The following is a 16,497-nucleotide window of genomic DNA, read 5'->3' on the forward strand; positions in this document are numbered from 1 at the left end:
TTTNCGCCGCCTCTTTCAACCGGTTTTCCATCTGTGTGACAGGACGCAGCGCTCCCGAGAGGCTGATCTCGCCGAAGACGACGGTGCCTTCGGGCAGGGCCTGGTCCTCGCGCGCCGACAGGAGCGCCGCCGCCACCGCCAGATCGGCGGCCGGTTCGCTCATCTTCAGCCCGCCCGCGACGTTGAGATAGACGTCGAGCCCGGCGAAGGAGAGGCCGCAGCGCGCCTCGAGAACCGCGAGGATCATCGCCAGCCGTCCCGAGTCGAGTCCGACGGTGGACCGCCGTGCCTGGCCCGCGGGCGCGGGCGCGACCAGCGCCTGGAGTTCGCAGAGCACCGGGCGGGTGCCCTCGATGCCCGCGAAGACCACCGAGCCCGGCGACGGCTTGCCGCGGCCGTCGAGGAACAATGCCGAAGGGTTGCGCACCTCGGCCAGCCCGCGTCCGGTCATCTCGAAGACGCCGATCTCGTCGGCGGGGCCGAAGCGGTTCTTCACCGCGCGCAGGATGCGGAACTGGTGGCCGCGCTCGCCCTCGAAATAAAGCACGGTATCGACCATGTGCTCGACCACGCGCGGCCCGGCGATCTGGCCTTCCTTGGTGACATGTCCGACCAGGATGACCGACGTCCCGCGGGATTTCGCGAAGGTGGTCAGTTCATGCGCGGCGGCGCGGACCTGGCTGACCGAGCCGGGCGCGGAATCGACCGTGTCGAGCCACATGGTCTGGATCGAGTCGATGACGGCAAGGTCGGGCGCGGTCTCCTCCAGCGTGGTGAGGATGTCGCGCAGGTTGGTTTCGGCGGCGAGCTGGACCCTGGCCTTGCCGAGCCCGAGCCTCTGCGCGCGCATCCGCACCTGCGCCGAGGCTTCCTCGCCCGAGACATAGACGACCTTCAGCCCGGAATGCGCGAAGGCCGCCGCCGCCTGCAGGAGCAGGGTGGACTTGCCGATGCCCGGATCGCCGCCGACCAGGATCGCCGAGGCCGGGACGAGCCCGCCGCCCAGCACGCGGTCGAGCTCCTCNGACGCGGGTCTCGCTGCGCGGCGGCGGGGCTTCCTCGGTGGCGAGGTCGAGAAGCGGCACGGATTTGCCGCGCAGCGCGCCGAGCGACTTGCCGNGGACCGGCGGCGAGGGGGCGTTCCTCGACGATGGTGTCCCAGGCGCCGCAGGCATCGCAGCGGCCCATCCACTTGGCATGGGCGGCACCGCAGGAGGAGCAGACGAAGGGGCGGGGTTTCTTTGCCATGATGGCTGGTTGCCCGAAGCCGGGGCCGGGGGCAAGGGGTGAGGGGCCGGGGGGGGGGGGGGGGGGGGGGGGGGGGGGGGGGGGCGCGCCCCCCCCCCCCCCCCCCCGATACCCCCTCTCCCGGCGCTCAGAACCTCCGCCAGCTGAGGAGCAGCGAGGCGAGCACGCAGAAGGTGAAGAGCCAGAGCCCCCAGGCGGTTTCGACATGGCCGATCCCGGTGCCCTTGGCGACGACGACGTAGAGCGCGATCAGGAAGATGTCGGCCGTCGAGCAGTTCCACCGCGACGGCTGGATCAGGGAACCGGCCGACATCTTCGCGCTGAAAGCGCGCTACGGCCAGGGCCTGCAGCAGCTGAAGAACCGCGAGGGATGGGGCGACAAATCGGCGGCGAAGCTCTTCGACGCGATCGACGAGCGCCGCCGGATCGAGCTGAACCGGGTGATCTTCGGCCTCGGCATCCGCCATGTCGGCGAGGTCGCGGCGGCGGATCTGGCGCGCCATTACGGCAGCTGGGACGCCTTCCTGCGCGCCGTCGACCTGGCGCGCCCCGCCGAGCAGCGCCACCAGCTGGCCGAAGTGGCCGTCGAGGAGGAGCGCCGTGGCCCCTGCGCGACGCGCGGCAGGTCGCCGGGCCAGACGCGGCTCTCCAGCCCCTCGCGGTCGGGGCTGACCGCCAGAACCAGATCCCAGCGCGGATCGCGCAGCCGCCGCAGCAGTCCCGCGCATTGATGGCGGAACCACCAGGCGGCCGGGACCGCGCCGATCTCGCGGCCGAGCCTTGTCTTCACCCGTCCCGGATGCGGTTCCTTGACCATCACGGCCAGGCGCGGCCGGATCATGCGAGGGTCAGCCACATGTCCTTGTGGGGGATGCCGGCGTCGTCATAGATCTCGCCATCCTCGGAGAAGCCGAGATTGCGGTAGAATCCCAGCGCGTCGACCTGCGAGGACAGCTTCGCCGTCGCGATGCCGTCGGTCGCGCGGATCGCGTCGAGCGCGGCGAACATCAGCTGCGCGCCGACGCCGGTGCCGCGATAGGTGTCAAGGACGCAGACCCGCTCGATCTTGGCGGTGTCGCCGATCACCCGCCAGCGCAGCGTGCCCGCGGGATTCCCGGCCTCGCGCGCGATCAGGTGGCGCGCCGTGCCGTCGAGCCCGTCCCATTCCAGCTCGGCCGGCACGTTCTGTTCTCCGATGAAGACGGCCTCGCGCAGCGCGCGGATATCGGCCATGTCCTTGTCGCCCTTGGCTTCGGTGATGGTCATTGCGCGAAATACTCCCTGAGGATGCGGGCGTAGATGGCCTTCAGTTTCGGGATCTGCGCGGTCTCGACCCGCTCGTCCACCTGGTGCATGCGGTGGCCGACCAGTCCGAATTCGACGACCGGGCAGTGGTCCTTGACGAAGCGCGCATCCGAGGTGCCGCCCGAGGTCGACAGCTCCGGCACGATCCCGGTCTCGGCTTCGGCGGCGCGCGCGATCATGTCGCTGAGCGGTCCCGGCGGCGTCAGGAAGCTTTCGCCGGAAACGGCGGTGGTCATGTCGAATCCGATGCCGGTCTCCGCCGCGACCTCCGCCATCTGCTCTCCGAGCCAGGCCGCCAGGCTGTCGGAGGTATGGATGTCGTTGAAGCGGATGTTCACCGTCGCGCGGCAGCTTGCCGGGATCACGTTGGTCGCCGGGTTGCCGGTGTCGAAGGTGGTCACCGCCAGCGTCGAGGGATCGAAATGGTCGTTGCCTTCGTCGAGCACGGCGGCGCTCAGCCGGTCGATCAGCTTCGCCATCGCCGCCACCGGGTTCGCGGCCTTGTGCGGATAGGCGACATGGCCCTGGATGCCGGTCGCGGTGAAGAACGCGCTGACCGAGCCGCGCCGCCCGATCTTCATCATGTCGCCGAGCCGCTTTGGGCAGGTCGGTTCGCCGACGAGGCAGAGCGCCATCGCCTCGCCCTGATCCTTCATCCAGTCGAGGATCGCCACCGTGCCGTCCTTGGCCGGGCCTTCCTCGTCGCCGGTGATGGTCAGGATCACCGCGCCGTCGGGCGGCGTTTCCGTCACCAGGTCGATCGCGGCGGCGGCAAAGGCGGCGACGCCCGATTTCATGTCGGTCGCGCCGCGGCCGTAGAGCCAGCCATCGGCCTCCTCGGCACCGAACGGGTCCATCGTCCAGGCGGCGGCATCGCCCACCGGCACCACGTCGGTATGGCCGTTGAAGCCGAAGGTCTTCGGATGGCCCCTGGCGCCCCAGCGGGCAAAGAGATTGGCGGTGCCGTTCCGGTCGACGCGGGTGCAGGCGAAACCGGCGGCGGAGAGCTCGGCGGCCAGAAGCTCCAGCGCGCCGCCTTCCTCAGGGGTAACGGAGGGGCAGCGCACGAGGCGGCGGGTCAGCTCGACGGGATCGGTGGTCATCGGCGGTCTCCTTCTGGGACGGGAGTACCGCGCGGGGCCGGGGGGCGCAATCCGCCCGCCGGGATCAGCCCTTGTCTTCGTCTCCGAAGAACGGGGTCATCTGCGCGACGATCACGGCGTTCTCCGCGAGCGCGCGGTCCATCAGCCCGGCCTCGTCCTCGTCGATCTCGTGGCCCATGTCTTCGCGTTCCGCGCGGGTGCCGTAGCCGGTGACGTCGAGCGGCGCGAGGTCGGCCTGCTTCAGCACGGCGACGGTCTCGCGCACGGCCTCGGCCTCGTCGACGCCGGAGGAGTAGCACATCAGCGCCGCCCCGGTCGCGCCATCGGGCAGCCCGTCCCCTGCCTTGCGGCCGATCTGGACGAGAAGGGTGAAGACCTGCTGGGGTTTCTTTTCCTTGGACATGGCCGCCAGATGCGCGGGATTGGATGCGGCGTCAAGCGGGTTGTTCGGGCGGGGCCACGCGGGCAGGGTGGGGGCGGATTATTTGAATGAGTTGCAACCTATGATCTTTAGCGGGAACGACGGCGCGGAAGAATTTCTTGGTCGCTACCCTGTTCGCATCCGCAACCTGATGGGAGTCAGATCGGCGCTGCGCGCTGCGCCGGTTATCGGCTATAATGGGGTTGCTAGCGCGCAGTTGATGGCACTTCCCCTAATGCGAGGTCTGCTATCTTGCGCTGCTGCGCACAACAGGTCTGAAGCTGCCCTCCGTGCCGCGACGAGATCTGCGTCAAAGCAGGCGTGGTCTCTCGGCGCCGAGCTTGAAATGCTAGAGGGAAGTGTTTCCGGCAATGTTATTGGCTCGGCAATTGGTGCGTTTCAGGCGACCTGCTGGGGCGCGAGCTTTTCGGAAATGGATGATGAGCCATCAACATTTTACCGGAACCCGACAAGGGCTCAAGCCATGGCGATATCCGGCTTCCTGGCGGGCGATCACCTATCTCGGGCTCTGCGGGTGTCCGCAGAAACAGATGCCAAGTCGCTGGAAGCGCGTTCGGGCGCGGTCTCTGACCTGCTAGCTTGTCCCCTATGGGCTATTGAAAAGGAGCCGAATGAACTCATCGACGGCAGGGTGCGGATCCTAGAGCAATTGAAAGCAGGATCTTCTCAGGAGTCGTTCTGGGATCGATGGTGGGCAGGAATGCTTGCCGGCGACTGGACCGACTGGGACCTCTGCCGCGACATCGCCCTGATCCCGGACGACACTTGGAAGGAAGGCCCGGCAGCGGTGGCCGATGCGATCCGGGAGATTGAGGCGAAACACGCCGAGCAGCGTTTCCCTGTTGCCGAACGCGTCGAGCCGACACCGGATGGGGACCGGCTGCGCATCGTGCCGCTGGACATCTCGAACGGGGACCTGCTGTCGACCGGGCTGGATGCCGTGGAGACGGCATTGGACCGGGCGCTGCGCCGGGGTGGCAACGGGCTGATGGACAGTTGCTACGAGGTCGAGATCCTGCGGGACACGATCACGCGTTTCGCCAACAACCCGCAGCGCGTCGAGATGGACCTGATGCTCGCCGCGAAGTCGCTGCACCGGCAGGTCGAGACGAAGGAATATGCCGACAGCCCGGAAGTGCTCGGCCTGATCGAGACCTGCCAGACCTCGGCGCTCGATATCCGCGCGACCCATCCGCCGATTGCCGAGGCGCGGGACTTGCGCCTGTCGCAGTCCCTGCGCGAGATGACCGACGAGCAGAAGGAACTGCTCGAAGTGGCGGAGCCAGTCATCGCGCCGATAGAGACCGACGAACTTCGCGAAGAGATGCGCGAGGATATCCGGAGGCTCGCCGCGCCGACTGGTCCCGTTCCGCGCCATGGAACGCTCGGCCCGGCGGAGCGGAACCCCGGATTGGTTCAGGTTGATGCCGCCAACCGCGTTTTCAGCCGTGGCGCGAAGATGTGGCGGCGGCTCAAGGAGGACGAGGCGTTGCGTGAAAAGCTTTGGAAACGCGGGGTCGATGTCGCGCAGGTGCTTGGTGCACTTTCTGGTGTGATCATGCTTGCCCTGACGCTGCTTGGCTGAGGCTTATGTCAGCATAGTTGATCCCGTGCTGGAACAGGACTAGCCAGAGCCTAGATGTGGCGGAGCGGTTTCCGGAAAGGACAGGACATGACGGACAATCCCACGGCGGCGATGCTGGTGATAGGAGACGAGATCCTCTCGGGCCGGACCCGCGACTCCAACATGCATTTCCTCGCAGGCGCGCTGACCCGCCACAACATCCCGCTGATGGAGGTCCGCGTCGTTCCCGATGTCGCCGCCATCATCACCGCCGCGGTCAGGGCGCTGTCGGAGGCCTACACTTACGTTTTCACCTCGGGCGGGATCGGGCCGACCCATGACGACATCACCGCCGATGCCGTCGCCGCCGCTTTCGGCGCCCCTATCGGTGTCCGCGACGATGCCCGCGCGATCCTCGAGGCGCATTACGCCAACCGCGGCACCCAGATCAACGAGGCTCGGCTGCGCATGGCGCGCATCCCCGACGGCGCGGGCCTGATCGACAATCCGGTCTCCGCCGCGCCGGGATTCACCCTCGGCAATGTCCATGTGATGGCGGGCGTGCCGACGGTCTTCGAGGCGATGGTGGCCTCGGTCATCCCGAAGCTCACCGGCGGCGCGCCGCTCCTGAGCCAGTCGGTGACGCTCTACATCCCCGAGGGAGAGCTCGCCGGACCGCTCGGCGCGCTGGCGCTGGAATTCCCCGAGCTCTCCATGGGCAGCTATCCGTTCCAGCGCGACGGCGCCTTCGGCGCGCAGATCGTCGTGCGCGGCACCGACGGACCCCGCATCGACGCAGCGATGGCGCGTCTGGGCGAGGTGCTTCCGCAGGTGGGCAAGTGAGCCTGCCGGGCCCCGAGGCGATGCGCGCGGCGCTGGCTGCGACCTGGCCTCGCGCGTCAGGTCGCGGGTGCGCCAGAGCGGCACCCGCGTCGACACCGCAGCGCGGCCGACCATGTGCGCCCCGATCGGCGCGGTCAGCAGCAGCAGCAGGATGATCGCCACGGCGCGGATCCAGACCTCCAGCGTGCCGGCATGCACCGCCACCGCCAGAACCGTCAGTCCCGAGGCCAGCGTGCCGATCTTGGTGGAGGCATGCATCCGGATCAGCACGTCCGGCAGCCGCAGCAGCCCGAGCCCGCCGAGCAGCGTGAAGAAGCCGCCGCCCAGCACGAGAAGGGCGGTGATCGCCTCGGTCATCGGTCGTCCTCCCCGTCGCCGGTCCGGTCCTCGTGGCTGCGCTCGGCATAGCGGGCGAGGGCGACGGTGGCGAGGAAGCCGACGATCGCCAGGACAAGCGCCACGTCGAGGAACTCGCCATGGCCGAAGCTGATCGCCGTCAGCCCGCAGAACACCACCAGCATCAGCGTCATCATGTCGAGCGCCACCACCCGGTCCGGCAGGCTCGGGCCCTTGACCAGCCGGAAGAAGGCCAGCACCAGCGATAGGACCACCATCGCGAAACCGGCGGTGAGCGCGTAGTAGAGCAGGGTCTCCATCAGGTTTCTCCTTCCACGGCGGCAATGACCTTGGCTTCCATGCCCTGTTTCAGGTCGCGCACCAGCGCCTCGGGATCGCGGGCGAACATGGCATGGATGCGCAGCGTGCGTCGGTCCTCGCTGATGTCGAGGCTGAGCGTGCCCGGGGTCAGCGAGATCAGGTTGGTCACCAGGAGGATCCCGGCATCGCTGCGGACATCGAGCGGCATGTCGATGATCGCGGGCTCGGCGCGGTGGCGCGGGGTCAGGATGTCCACGGCAACCGCGACGCTGGAGACCACGAGTTCGTAGAAGAAGAAGAGCACGAGCCTGATCCAAGCCAGCGCCCGGTCGGGATAGCGGCTCGGCCCGAGGATCGGGCGGACCAGCCACAGGACCGCGTAGCCCAGCACGAAGCCGATCACCAGATTGGCCAGCGTGACGCTTTCGGTCAGCGCGACCCAGGCGATCGCGAGGAGGAGATTGAGGCCGAACCCGGTCATCCTGCGTCTCCTTCCGCTGTCCGCAGGGGCGCGCGGTCGCCCAGCACCGCTTCGATGTAGTCGGCCGGGTCGAGAAGCTGCGCGGCCGAGCGCTCGGCGAAGGCCATGAAGGGCTCGGGCATCAGCCCGATTGCCAGCGTCATCGCGGCCAGCGCGCCGATGGGAAGGACGAAGCCCCGCGCCGTGCTCCGGTCGAGCGCCGCGAACGAGGGCTGGCGGCCGTCGGGATGCGGGCTCCAGAACGCCTCGGCCCAGATCTTGGTCATCGAGTAGATGGTCAGCAGACCGACCGCCAGCGCCACGGCGGCGATTGTCCAGGCCCCGATCTCGAGCGACGCCTTGACCAGCAGGAACTTCGCCCAGAACCCCGAGAGCGGCGGGAAGCCCGCCAGCGAGAAGGCCGGGATGACGAAGAGGAGCGCCAGAAGCGGCGCCGACCGGTAGAGCCCGCCGATCCGCGACAGCTCGGTGCTGCCCGTCAGCCGCTCGGCCGCGCCCGCGATCAGGAACAGGTTCGCCTTCACGATGATGTGGTGCAGGAGGTAGAAGACCGCGCCGGCGATCGCCAGGGGCGTCAGGAGCGCGAGGCCGAGGATCATGTAGCCGATCTGGCTGACGATGTGGAAGGACAGGATCTTGCGGATGTCGCTCTGGGCGGCGGCGCCGAGCACGCCGGTCACCATGGTCAGCCCCGCCACCCACAGCAGGATCTGGTGGGTATAGCCGGTGTCATGGTCGAAGATCAGCGTGAAGGTGCGCAGCAGCGCATAGACCCCCACCTTGGTCAGCAGCCCGGCAAACACCGCCGAGACCGAGAAGGCGGGCGTGTGATAGGCGGCGGGCAGCCAGAAGAACAGCGGGAAGACCGCCGCCTTCACCCCGAAGGCCACGAGGAACATGGTGGCGATGACGCTCAGCAGCCCCGGATGCACCCTGTCCACGGCGCCCGCCAGATCGGCCATGTTCAGCGTCCCGGTGGTGCCGTAGAGCAGCCCGACCCCGGTCAGGAACAGCGCGGTGGAGACGAGGTTCAGCGTCATGTACTTGACGCCGCCGTCGATCTGCGCGCGGCCGCCGCCCAGCACCAAGAGGCCGAAGGAGGCGATCAGCATCACCTCGAACCAGACATAGAGGTTGAAGAGGTCGCCGGTGACGAAGGCGCCGCAGACCCCGGCGATCAGCATGTTGAAGAGCGCGTGATAGCCGAGCCGCTCCAGCCGCGCGTCGATGTCGGAAAGCGCATAGACCGATACGGCGAGCGCGATCACCGCCGTGATCAGCACCATCACCGCCGACAGCAGGTCAGCGACCAGCGTGATGCCGAAAGGCGCGGCCCAGCCGCCCATCTGCCCGGCGACGACGCCCGCGGCCAGAACCTCGCGCATCAGCAGCGCGGCGGCGGCCAGCAGCGGTCCAGCCGGTCGGCCCCGCGCAGGCCGCGCACCAGATCGCCATGCTCCGTCTGCAGCGGCTCGCCCTCCGGGCTCTGGGCCGGCGTGATCACATCCGCCGCCGCCGTGCCGGTGACGGTGACCCCCGAGGGCGTGTCCGCGACATCCTCCACCTGCACCGACAGCGCCTGCCCGGTCTGGCCGGTGCCGTCGAACGCCGCGACCGTCACCTCGTAGAAATTGTCGCCATCGGCATCCTGCGGCGCCTCGAAATTGGGATGCATGGCGAAGGCCAGCGCCCCGGTCGCGGCGTCGATGGCGAAGAGCGCGGCATCCGCCCCGCCGGTCACTGCGTAGCGCAAGGGATCGCCATCGGCATCCGCCGCCGCGACCGTGGTCACCGCGCGGCGGTTCTCGGGCAGGACGATCTCCGCCGCCGCGCCGCCGCCATCGGTTGTGATCACAGGCAGGTCGTTGACCGCGGCAATTGCCAGCGTGACGCCCTGCACCGTCTCGAACAGCCCGTCGGCGGCGGAGAGCTCCAGCGCCACCTCGCCGTTGAAATCGGCAGGCGGCGTGCCGGTGATCCGCAGCGTCTCGGCGTCGAAGCCGATCCAGCCCGGACGGGCCGTGCCGCCCGCGCCGCGCAGCTCGATCAGCAGCGGGCCGCCATCCTCGTCGATGACCGCAGGCAGCGCGAAATCGAAGGCGGTGTCCTCGCGGCCCTCCAGCACGCCGATTTCCGCGATCACCGGCGGGGTCGGCACGGCGCCCACATTCACCGTGACATGGCCGATCGCCCTGACGCCCGAGGAGTCCCGCAGCTCGTAGTCGAAGCCGCCCACCCCGTTGAAGGCCGGGAGCCCGGTGACGGTGATCTCGCCCGCCTCCAGCGCGACCGTCACCCCCGAGGCGCCGAAAACCCGGGCCAGCTCGATGCCCTGCCGGTCGACATCGTAGTCGTTGGCCGTCAGCCGCGAGGCGAAGACCGCCAGCTCGGCCCCCTCGTCCATTTCCAGCAGGTCATCCACCGCGACCGGGGCATCGCCGACGGGCAGCACCTCGATCTCGACCGTGGTCGGCACCTCGAAGCCGGTCTCGTNATCTCGTAGCCCGCATCCGAGACCGCCACCGGCACGTCGAATTCCGGCATGACCAGCACGGTCGCATAGCCGATGGAGCTGGCGCCGTGTTCGTCCGTCACCCGGTAATGGAAGCCGCCATCGCCGAAATAGCCTGCCCGGCCGAGGAAGACCGCGGTCTCGCCCTCCTGCCAGGCGGTGCCGTTGTCGCCGTCGAAAATCTCGACGATGGCGAACGCGTCGTCCTCGACATCGCGGTCGTTGAACAGCAGATCGGCGAAATCGACGACGATCGGCATGTCCTGGTCGCCGAAGAAATGCCCGTCCTCGTTGGCGATCGGCGCGTCATTGACCGCCGCGATGTCGAAGGTGACCGTGCCGGTATCGCGCAGCCGCCCGTCGGTGACGGTGTAGCGGAAGCTGACCGGGCCGGTGACATTCTCGTCCGGCACGAATTGCCAGCGGTTGTCCGGCAGCTCCAGCAGACGGCCGTCGGCCACCTCGGTCTCCAGCGAGACGAAGCTCAGCCCGTCGCCGTCCGGGTCGGCGTCATTGGCCAAGAGGTCGGCAATGGTGAATTCGAAAGGCACGTCCTCGACCGCGGCGAAGACATCCGCGACCGCCTCGGGGCGCTGGTTGGTGCTGATCACCCGCAATTCGACCAGCCCCTCGCTCTGCCCGTGCCGGTCATCGGTCAGCTGGTAGCGGAAGCTGGCCTCGCCCGCGAAATCCGGGTCGGGGGCGAAGGTGATCACGCCGTCTTCGAAAGCCAGCGCGCCATGCTCGGCGCCGCTGACGCCGAGGAAGCGGATCGGGTCGCCGTCGACATCGTAGTCATTGGCCATCAGTTCGGCCGGGTCGATCTCGATGGAGCCGTCCTCATGGAGCGACAGCCGGTCGGTCACCGCCACCGGCGGGTCTAGCAGCGAGGCGATGTCGAGCACCACCGTGCCCGCCACCGCGCCCTCGGCATCGTCGGTCAGGGTGTAGGCGAGCAGATCCTCGCCCGCGAAGCCCGCTTCGGGCGTGTAGCGCACCTGCGCCGCCGCATCGCCGTCGAGCGTGACCGTCACCGTCTCGGTCAGGCTTTCGCTGGCATTCGCGCTGGCGAAGACAATGCCGTAGCTGCCCGACACCTCCAGCGGCACCAGCGCGGCGATCTCCCCCGTTGCCGGGTCGAGGCTCATCCAGCCGGGCAGCGCGGAGCCGTCCGCAAGGGTTGCGCTCCAGGTGCCGCCCGCGACACCGGCCGAGGCGGGCGCGATGGACCGGCTGCCGGGGATCAGCTCCACCATGCCATGCGCCGCGGCGCCGATCGCCGTGACGCGCAGCGCGTCGCCATCCTCGTCGCGGTCGTTCCGCAGCAGATCGGCGACATCGAAGACCACCGAGCCGCCCTCGAACAGCGCCACCCGGTCCTCATGCGCCACCGGCAGCTCGCGCGCCGCCAGCACGTTGAACACGATCAGCGCGGGCGCATCGGACTCGCCGCCCTTTTCGTCATTGGCCGAATAGGCGAAGGCGAGCGAGCCGTTGTAGTCGTCCGGCGTTTCGACATCGATCCGCTCGGGGCTGCCGGTGACGCGGACGCCGGCGCTGTCCTCCGGATCGAGGGTGAAGGTTTCGTCCACCACCGCCTCGGTGATCAGCGCCATGGCCGGCAGGCCGTTCGCCGCCGGGATCGCGATCCGCACCGGCACCGCCCCGACATAATGCGACGGCGGCATGCCCGAGAACGTCATGGTCGCCGGATCGAAGCTCAGCCAGCTGTCGAGCGGCGCGCCGCTTTCGCGGGTGGCCGTCAGACCGCCGGCACCGGAGAGGTCGAGGCCGAAACGGCCCTCTGCCTCCAGATCGGCGATCCCGGCCAGCATCGCGTTGACCGCGTCGAGCGGGTCATCGGGCGACAGCAGCAGCTCCAGCGCGAAGCCGCCATCGGTGGCGCGGTATTCGTGCTCCTCCAGCTCCGGCAGGGCCGCGGCATCGGGCGTGAAGGTGACGAAGATGCGCGCCGCGCCCGCCGCCGCGTCCGGCTCGAAGCCCGACAGCGCCAGTTGCCGTGACGCCCTGCCCGCCCGACAGCACCGGCGCGGCCGGTTCCGCCACCGGCTCCGCCGCGCGCAGGCATTCCACCACGATCAGGCCGAAGCGCTCGGCCGTCTCCTTCGGGACCGCCGCCCAGTCATCGGCCAGGAGCTGTTCCAGCGCGGGACCGTCGATGCCGGAGTCCTGCGCGGTCGCAACGGCGCAGTCGCAGTAGCCCGGGCTCGAATCCGCCGCTGCCGCGCAGACCTCGTAGGGATCTGCACGCACCTCCGGGGCAGCAAGTAATGCCGCCGCGATCGCCAGGGCCTGCCTCATCGTTCCGTCCGTTCCGGATGCTTGCTGGGGCCCGACAATAGCACATGGCGCGGCAGGGGGCCACGGAACGGGGCGTCCGGGGGCCTTCAGGCCCCGGCGGCCTGGGCTTCGGCGCCACAGCAGCCCGCTTCCGGACCGGTGATGGCGTCCAGCACGCTGCGGCAGGCGCCGGGGTTCCCGCCGCAGCAATCCTCCATCAGGAAGCCGAGCAGCCCGCGCATCCCCTCCATGTCCGCGAAATAGCGGATCGAGCGGCCCTCGCGGCGCGAGAAGACCATGCCCGCCTGCGCCAGGATCGACAGGTTGGCGGAAAGCGTGTTGGGCCGCACCCCGAGCCGGGTGCCGATCGCGCCCGCGGGCAGGCCCTCTGCCCCGGCCTGCACCAGCAGGCGGAACACATCGAGCCGGGTTTCGTGGCCGAGCGCCGACAGCGCGGCAAGGGTTCGATTCTTGTCCATCCCGCAGGAATATCGGAAAAATCCGCCGCCGTCCTCCCGTCTGGCCGCCGGTCGCGCGGCTGTGTCCCCGCGGCCCCTTGCGGCACAGGGCATTTTGCGGCAGGTCTTTGTCCGGGCGGCCTTCCGGGGCTTGAGTGCCCGTGACAACGTTAAGGGGTGCCATGGGACTGCTCTCGCCGATCGCCGCTCTGGGACGCAATGTCCTCTCCGCGCTTGCCTGGGTGGGACGGCTGTCCATCTTCGCCGCCGACACCGTCCGGCACATTTTCGCGCCGCCATGGTATCCGCGCGAAATCTGGCATGCGCTGATCGCCATCGGCTGGCTCAGCCTTCCGGTGGTCGGCATGACCGCGATCTTCACCGGCGCCGCGCTGGCGCTGCAGATCTATGACGGCTCGGCGCGGTTCTCGGCCGAAGGGATCAGCGCACCGCCGCGATCGGCCCCTCGGCGGAGCCCGACACGAATTGCGTCACGTAGGGGTCGCCGCAGGTATCCATCTCGGCGACCGGCCCGGTCCATCGGATCTTGCCGCCATGGAGCATCGCCACCTTGTCGGCGATCGCCCTGACGCTCGTCATGTCATGGGTGATGGTCATCGCGGTCGCGCCCATCTCCACCACGATCTCGCGGATCAGGTCGTTGATCACGCCCGACATGATCGGGTCGAGCCCGGTCGTCGGCTCGTCGAAGAAGATGATCTCGGGCTCGGCGGCGATGGCGCGGGCGAGGCCGACGCGCTTCTGCATGCCGCCGGACAGCTCGGCCGGGAACTGGTCGGCGACATCCGGGGTCAGCCCGACGCGGCGCAGCTTCTCGATGGCGATCTCGCGGGCCTCGGCGCGCGGCCGCTTGAGCTTGCCCCTGAGCAGCCGGAAGGCGACGTTTTCCCAGACATGCAGGCTGTCGAACAGCGCGCCGCCCTGGAAGAGCATGCCGAAGCGCGACAGGAATTCCTCGCGGTCCTGCTTCTCGACATCCTTGCCGTCGACCAGGATCGTGCCCTTNGTCGGGATGGATCAGTCCCAGCACGCATTTCAGCGTCACCGACTTGCCCGTGCCCGAGCCGCCGATGATCACCATGCTCTCGCCCTTCGGGATCGCCAGNGTCGACGCCGCGGAGGATTTCCTTGGACCCGAAGGCCTTGTGGATGTTCTGAAGCTCGATCATGCGGAGAAGAACANCCTCGGTCAGCAAGTAGTTGGAAGCCAGGATCAGCACGGAGGCGGCGACGACGGCCGTCTTGGTGGCCTTGCCGACGCCTTGGGCGCCGCGGCCCGACTGCATGCCCTGGTAGCAGCCCATCAGCGCGATCAGGAAGCCGAAGACGGCCCCTTTCACGACCCCCGAGAACACGTCGTCGAAACTGAGGATGTTGACGGTGTTGTGGATGTAGGTCGCGGCGTTGAAATCGAGCCGCTCGGTCGCCACCAGGTAGCCGCCCATGATGCCGATCACGTCGCCCACCGCGACGAGGGCGGGCATCGACAGGGTCGCGGCCAGCACGCGCGGCGCGGTCAGGTACTTCATCGGATGGGTGGACAGCGTCACCAGCGCGTCGATCTGCTCGGTCACCTTCATCGTGCCGATCTCGGCGGCGACCGACGAGGCCACCCGCGCCGCGACCATCAGCCCGCCGAGCACGGGGCCAAGCTCGCGAACCATGCCGATGGCGACGATCTGCGGCACCACGGATCGCGCCGACGCGCGCGGCGGCGGTGTGCAGGATCATCAGCCTGGCGCCCGCGGCCCCGCTCCAAGGGATCGGCACTCGGCGAAACGCTGGCGCTGGCCGGGCGCGGGCTGCATCCGCTCGTCGGCGGCGCCCGGGCCGGCTGGGACGACGCCACCGCGCTGATCGCGGAAAAGTTCCGCGGCACGATCGCCGAACACGGGCCGGACAGCGTCGCCTTCTATGTCTCCGGGCAGCTGCTGACCGAGGATTACTACGTCGCCAACAAGCTGATGAAGGGCTTCATCGGCTCGGGCAACATCGACACCAATTCGCGGCTCTGCATGGCCTCCTCGGTCGCGGGCCACAAGCGCGCCTTCGGCACCGACACCGTGCCCGGCCAGTACGAGGACCTCGAGGAGGCCGACCTGATCGTGCTGGTCGGCTCCAACCTGGCCTGGTGCCATCCGGTGCTCTACCAGCGCATCCTGGCGGCGAAATCGGCGCGGCCGGGGCTCAGGATCGTCAATGTCGATCCGCGCCGCACCGCGAGTTCGGACATGGCCGACCTGCATCTGGCCGTCGCGCCGGGCTCGGACGTGGCGCTGTTCAACGTGCTGCTGGCGCAGATCGCGGCGCAGGGCGCGGTCGACCAGAGCTATGTCGCCGCCCATGTCGCAGGCTACGAGGCGGCGCTGAACGCCGCCAGCACCGAGGATGCCTCTGCCACCGGCCTGTCCCGCGACGAGCTGCAGGCCTTCTGCGACCTGTGGATCCGCACCGAGAAGGTGGTGACGGTCTATTCGCAGGGCGTGAACCAGTCCTCTTCGGGGGCCGACAAGGTCAATGCGATCCTGAACTGCCACCTCGCCACGGGCCGGATCGGCAAGCCTGGCATGGGGCCGTTTTCCGTGACCGGCCAGCCGAACGCCATGGGCGGACGCGAAGTCGGCGGATTGGCCAACATGCTGGCCTGCCATCTCGACATCGAGGAGCCCGCCCACCGGCTGGCGGTCAAGGACTTCTGGGACGCGCCCGCCATCGCCGCAACGCCGGGGCTGAAGGCGGTGGACATGTTCCGCGCCGTCGGCGACGGCCGGATCAAGGCGCTGTGGATCATGTGCACCAACCCGGCGGTCTCGATGCCCGAGGCCGATGCCGTGGCCGCCGCGATCGAAGCCTGCCCCTTCGTCGTGGTCTCGGACATGTTCGCCGATACCGACACGGCGAAACTCGCCGACGTGTTCCTGCCCGCCACCGGCTGGGGCGAGAAGACCGGCACCGTCACCAATTCCGAGCGCTGCATCTCGCGCCAGCGCGCCGCCCTGCCGGTGCCGGGCGAGGCGCGCCATGACTGGCAGGCGGTCTGCGCGGTCGCGGCGCAGATGGGCTGGGGCGCGGCCTTCGACTACAGCTCTCCGGCCGAGATCGCATCCGGGGCCTCCGCCCGCCCGGCATGTTTTCCGCCTGCGGGCCATGCCGGGTCTCGGCTGTTCGGATGTCCCGACCCCGGCGATCCGGGTGCCGCGCCGAGGGCCGGTCTCCGGGATGGCCGGACGGCGCAGCGCATCCGGGCGGCGGGAATTCGGGAGAAATCGCGCAGATGCCATGTCCCGTCCGGAGGATCCTCCTTGCGGTCCGCTGCCGGCGCGGGGCCTGCTGGACTCCCCCGGACGCTTCGCTTGCGCGGGGCCTGCCGTCCCGTGCCTTCGGAAAACAGGCGTCTCCGTGGCCTTGCTGCACATATCGGCGAGAGCGATTCACCTCGGGAATTCCGATGTTTGGTTCGATGGCCTGCCAAGGCCTGCCACCTCCCGCCACCGCACGGCGAACTGGGCTGACCATAACGCTTCGCTGAAGCGGCGAGGATCGTTGTCCATCCGGTTCGATC

General features: G+C 68.9%; 13 protein-coding genes and 8 pseudogenes. 5 read left to right on the forward strand and 16 right to left on the reverse strand.

Annotated elements, in window-relative coordinates; translation table 11 throughout:
- Window positions 1–1,248, reverse strand: a pseudogene (gene radA, locus C7T91_RS13360) (DNA repair protein RadA); the annotation flags it as partial.
- Window positions 1,249–1,375: 127 nt separating this feature from the next.
- Window positions 1,376–1,513 (reverse strand): annotated as a pseudogene (locus tag C7T91_RS13365) (paraquat-inducible protein A); the annotation flags it as partial.
- 1 nt (window position 1,514) lies between these two features.
- On the opposite strand from C7T91_RS13365, the pseudogene C7T91_RS13370 reads away from it, so the two are divergent.
- Window positions 1,515–1,848 (forward strand): annotated as a pseudogene (locus C7T91_RS13370) (helix-hairpin-helix domain-containing protein); the annotation flags it as partial.
- A 4-nt stretch (window positions 1,849–1,852) separates the two neighbouring features.
- Here C7T91_RS13370 and C7T91_RS35660 read toward each other — a convergent pair.
- From C7T91_RS35660 to C7T91_RS13385, 4 genes and pseudogenes are all read right to left on the reverse strand, one after another.
- A pseudogene (locus C7T91_RS35660) lies at window positions 1,853–2,089 on the reverse strand (TIGR04282 family arsenosugar biosynthesis glycosyltransferase); the annotation flags it as partial.
- Window positions 2,086–2,514 carry a GNAT family N-acetyltransferase gene (locus tag C7T91_RS13375; RefSeq protein WP_201742099.1) on the reverse strand — a complete coding sequence of 143 codons (429 nt, stop codon included), beginning with the start codon at window positions 2,512–2,514 and terminating at the stop codon, window positions 2,086–2,088. The gene C7T91_RS13375 and the pseudogene C7T91_RS35660, both read right to left, overlap by 4 nt.
- Window positions 2,511–3,656, reverse strand: a complete 1,146-nt coding sequence (dapE, locus tag C7T91_RS13380) for a succinyl-diaminopimelate desuccinylase (protein ID WP_108259679.1) — start codon at window positions 3,654–3,656, stop codon at window positions 2,511–2,513. Before dapE ends, C7T91_RS13375 begins: the two co-directional genes overlap by 4 nt.
- 64 nt (window positions 3,657–3,720) lie before the next feature.
- The gene (locus tag C7T91_RS13385; RefSeq protein WP_108259680.1) at window positions 3,721–4,059 is read right to left on the reverse strand and encodes a hypothetical protein; all 339 of its coding nucleotides are present in this window, start codon (window positions 4,057–4,059) and stop codon (window positions 3,721–3,723) included.
- Window positions 4,060–4,159: 100 nt separating this feature from the next.
- Here C7T91_RS13385 and C7T91_RS31600 point away from each other — a divergent pair, with 100 nt between their 5' ends.
- Window positions 4,160–5,683 (forward strand): hypothetical protein, encoded by a 1,524-nt coding sequence (locus C7T91_RS31600; RefSeq protein WP_145962877.1) that lies wholly within the window; start codon window positions 4,160–4,162, stop codon window positions 5,681–5,683.
- A gap of 87 nt (window positions 5,684–5,770) precedes the next feature.
- The gene (locus C7T91_RS13395) at window positions 5,771–6,505 is read left to right on the forward strand and encodes a competence/damage-inducible protein A (RefSeq protein ID WP_108259682.1); all 735 of its coding nucleotides are present in this window, start codon (window positions 5,771–5,773) and stop codon (window positions 6,503–6,505) included.
- An 84-nt stretch (window positions 6,506–6,589) separates the two neighbouring features.
- Here the strand turns inward: C7T91_RS13395 and mnhG are convergent.
- The 8 genes and pseudogenes from mnhG to C7T91_RS13430 all read right to left on the reverse strand — a co-directional run.
- Window positions 6,590–6,862: pseudogene (gene mnhG / locus C7T91_RS13400) on the reverse strand (monovalent cation/H(+) antiporter subunit G); the annotation flags it as partial.
- Complete coding sequence (locus C7T91_RS13405) at window positions 6,859–7,161, reverse strand: monovalent cation/H+ antiporter complex subunit F (protein WP_108259683.1); 303 nt, start codon at window positions 7,159–7,161, stop codon at window positions 6,859–6,861. The pseudogene mnhG and the gene C7T91_RS13405, both read right to left, overlap by 4 nt.
- The gene (locus tag C7T91_RS13410; RefSeq protein ID WP_108259684.1) at window positions 7,161–7,643 is read right to left on the reverse strand and encodes a Na+/H+ antiporter subunit E; all 483 of its coding nucleotides are present in this window, start codon (window positions 7,641–7,643) and stop codon (window positions 7,161–7,163) included. The genes C7T91_RS13405 and C7T91_RS13410 overlap by 1 nt, the downstream gene beginning before the upstream one ends.
- Complete coding sequence (locus C7T91_RS13415) at window positions 7,640–9,028, reverse strand: Na+/H+ antiporter subunit D (RefSeq protein WP_108259685.1); 1,389 nt, start codon at window positions 9,026–9,028, stop codon at window positions 7,640–7,642. The genes C7T91_RS13410 and C7T91_RS13415 overlap by 4 nt, the downstream gene beginning before the upstream one ends.
- The gene (locus tag C7T91_RS31605) at window positions 9,028–10,119 is read right to left on the reverse strand and encodes an Ig-like domain-containing protein (protein WP_145962878.1); all 1,092 of its coding nucleotides are present in this window, start codon (window positions 10,117–10,119) and stop codon (window positions 9,028–9,030) included. Before C7T91_RS31605 ends, C7T91_RS13415 begins: the two co-directional genes overlap by 1 nt.
- Complete coding sequence (locus C7T91_RS13420) at window positions 10,005–11,990, reverse strand: Ig-like domain-containing protein (protein WP_108259686.1); 1,986 nt, start codon at window positions 11,988–11,990, stop codon at window positions 10,005–10,007. Before C7T91_RS13420 ends, C7T91_RS31605 begins: the two co-directional genes overlap by 115 nt.
- A 22-nt stretch (window positions 11,991–12,012) precedes the next feature.
- Window positions 12,013–12,477 carry a hypothetical protein gene (locus tag C7T91_RS31610; protein ID WP_145962879.1) on the reverse strand — a complete coding sequence of 155 codons (465 nt, stop codon included), beginning with the start codon at window positions 12,475–12,477 and terminating at the stop codon, window positions 12,013–12,015.
- Between the two features lie 86 nt (window positions 12,478–12,563).
- On the reverse strand, window positions 12,564–12,935 hold the full coding sequence (locus C7T91_RS13430) for an ArsR/SmtB family transcription factor (RefSeq protein WP_108259688.1): 372 nt from the start codon (window positions 12,933–12,935) through the stop codon (window positions 12,564–12,566).
- 161 nt (window positions 12,936–13,096) lie between these two features.
- On the opposite strand from C7T91_RS13430, the pseudogene C7T91_RS35665 reads away from it, so the two are divergent.
- A pseudogene (locus C7T91_RS35665) lies at window positions 13,097–13,357 on the forward strand (ABC transporter permease); the annotation flags it as partial.
- On the opposite strand, the pseudogene C7T91_RS13435 reads toward C7T91_RS35665, so the two are convergent.
- Window positions 13,356–14,104, reverse strand: a pseudogene (locus tag C7T91_RS13435) (ABC transporter ATP-binding protein). The pseudogenes C7T91_RS35665 and C7T91_RS13435 overlap by 2 nt on opposite strands.
- Window positions 14,101–14,644, reverse strand: a pseudogene (locus C7T91_RS13440) (MlaE family ABC transporter permease); the annotation flags it as partial. The pseudogenes C7T91_RS13435 and C7T91_RS13440, both read right to left, overlap by 4 nt.
- Before the next feature lie 171 nt (window positions 14,645–14,815).
- Here C7T91_RS13440 and C7T91_RS13445 point away from each other — a divergent pair.
- Window positions 14,816–16,447 (forward strand): molybdopterin-dependent oxidoreductase, encoded by a 1,632-nt coding sequence (locus C7T91_RS13445; RefSeq protein WP_407943297.1) that lies wholly within the window; start codon window positions 14,816–14,818, stop codon window positions 16,445–16,447.
- The last annotated feature ends 50 nt before the right edge of the window (window positions 16,448–16,497 follow it).

This window comes from Mangrovicoccus ximenensis, from assembly GCF_003056725.1.
Taxonomy (GTDB): domain Bacteria; phylum Pseudomonadota; class Alphaproteobacteria; order Rhodobacterales; family Rhodobacteraceae; genus Mangrovicoccus; species Mangrovicoccus ximenensis.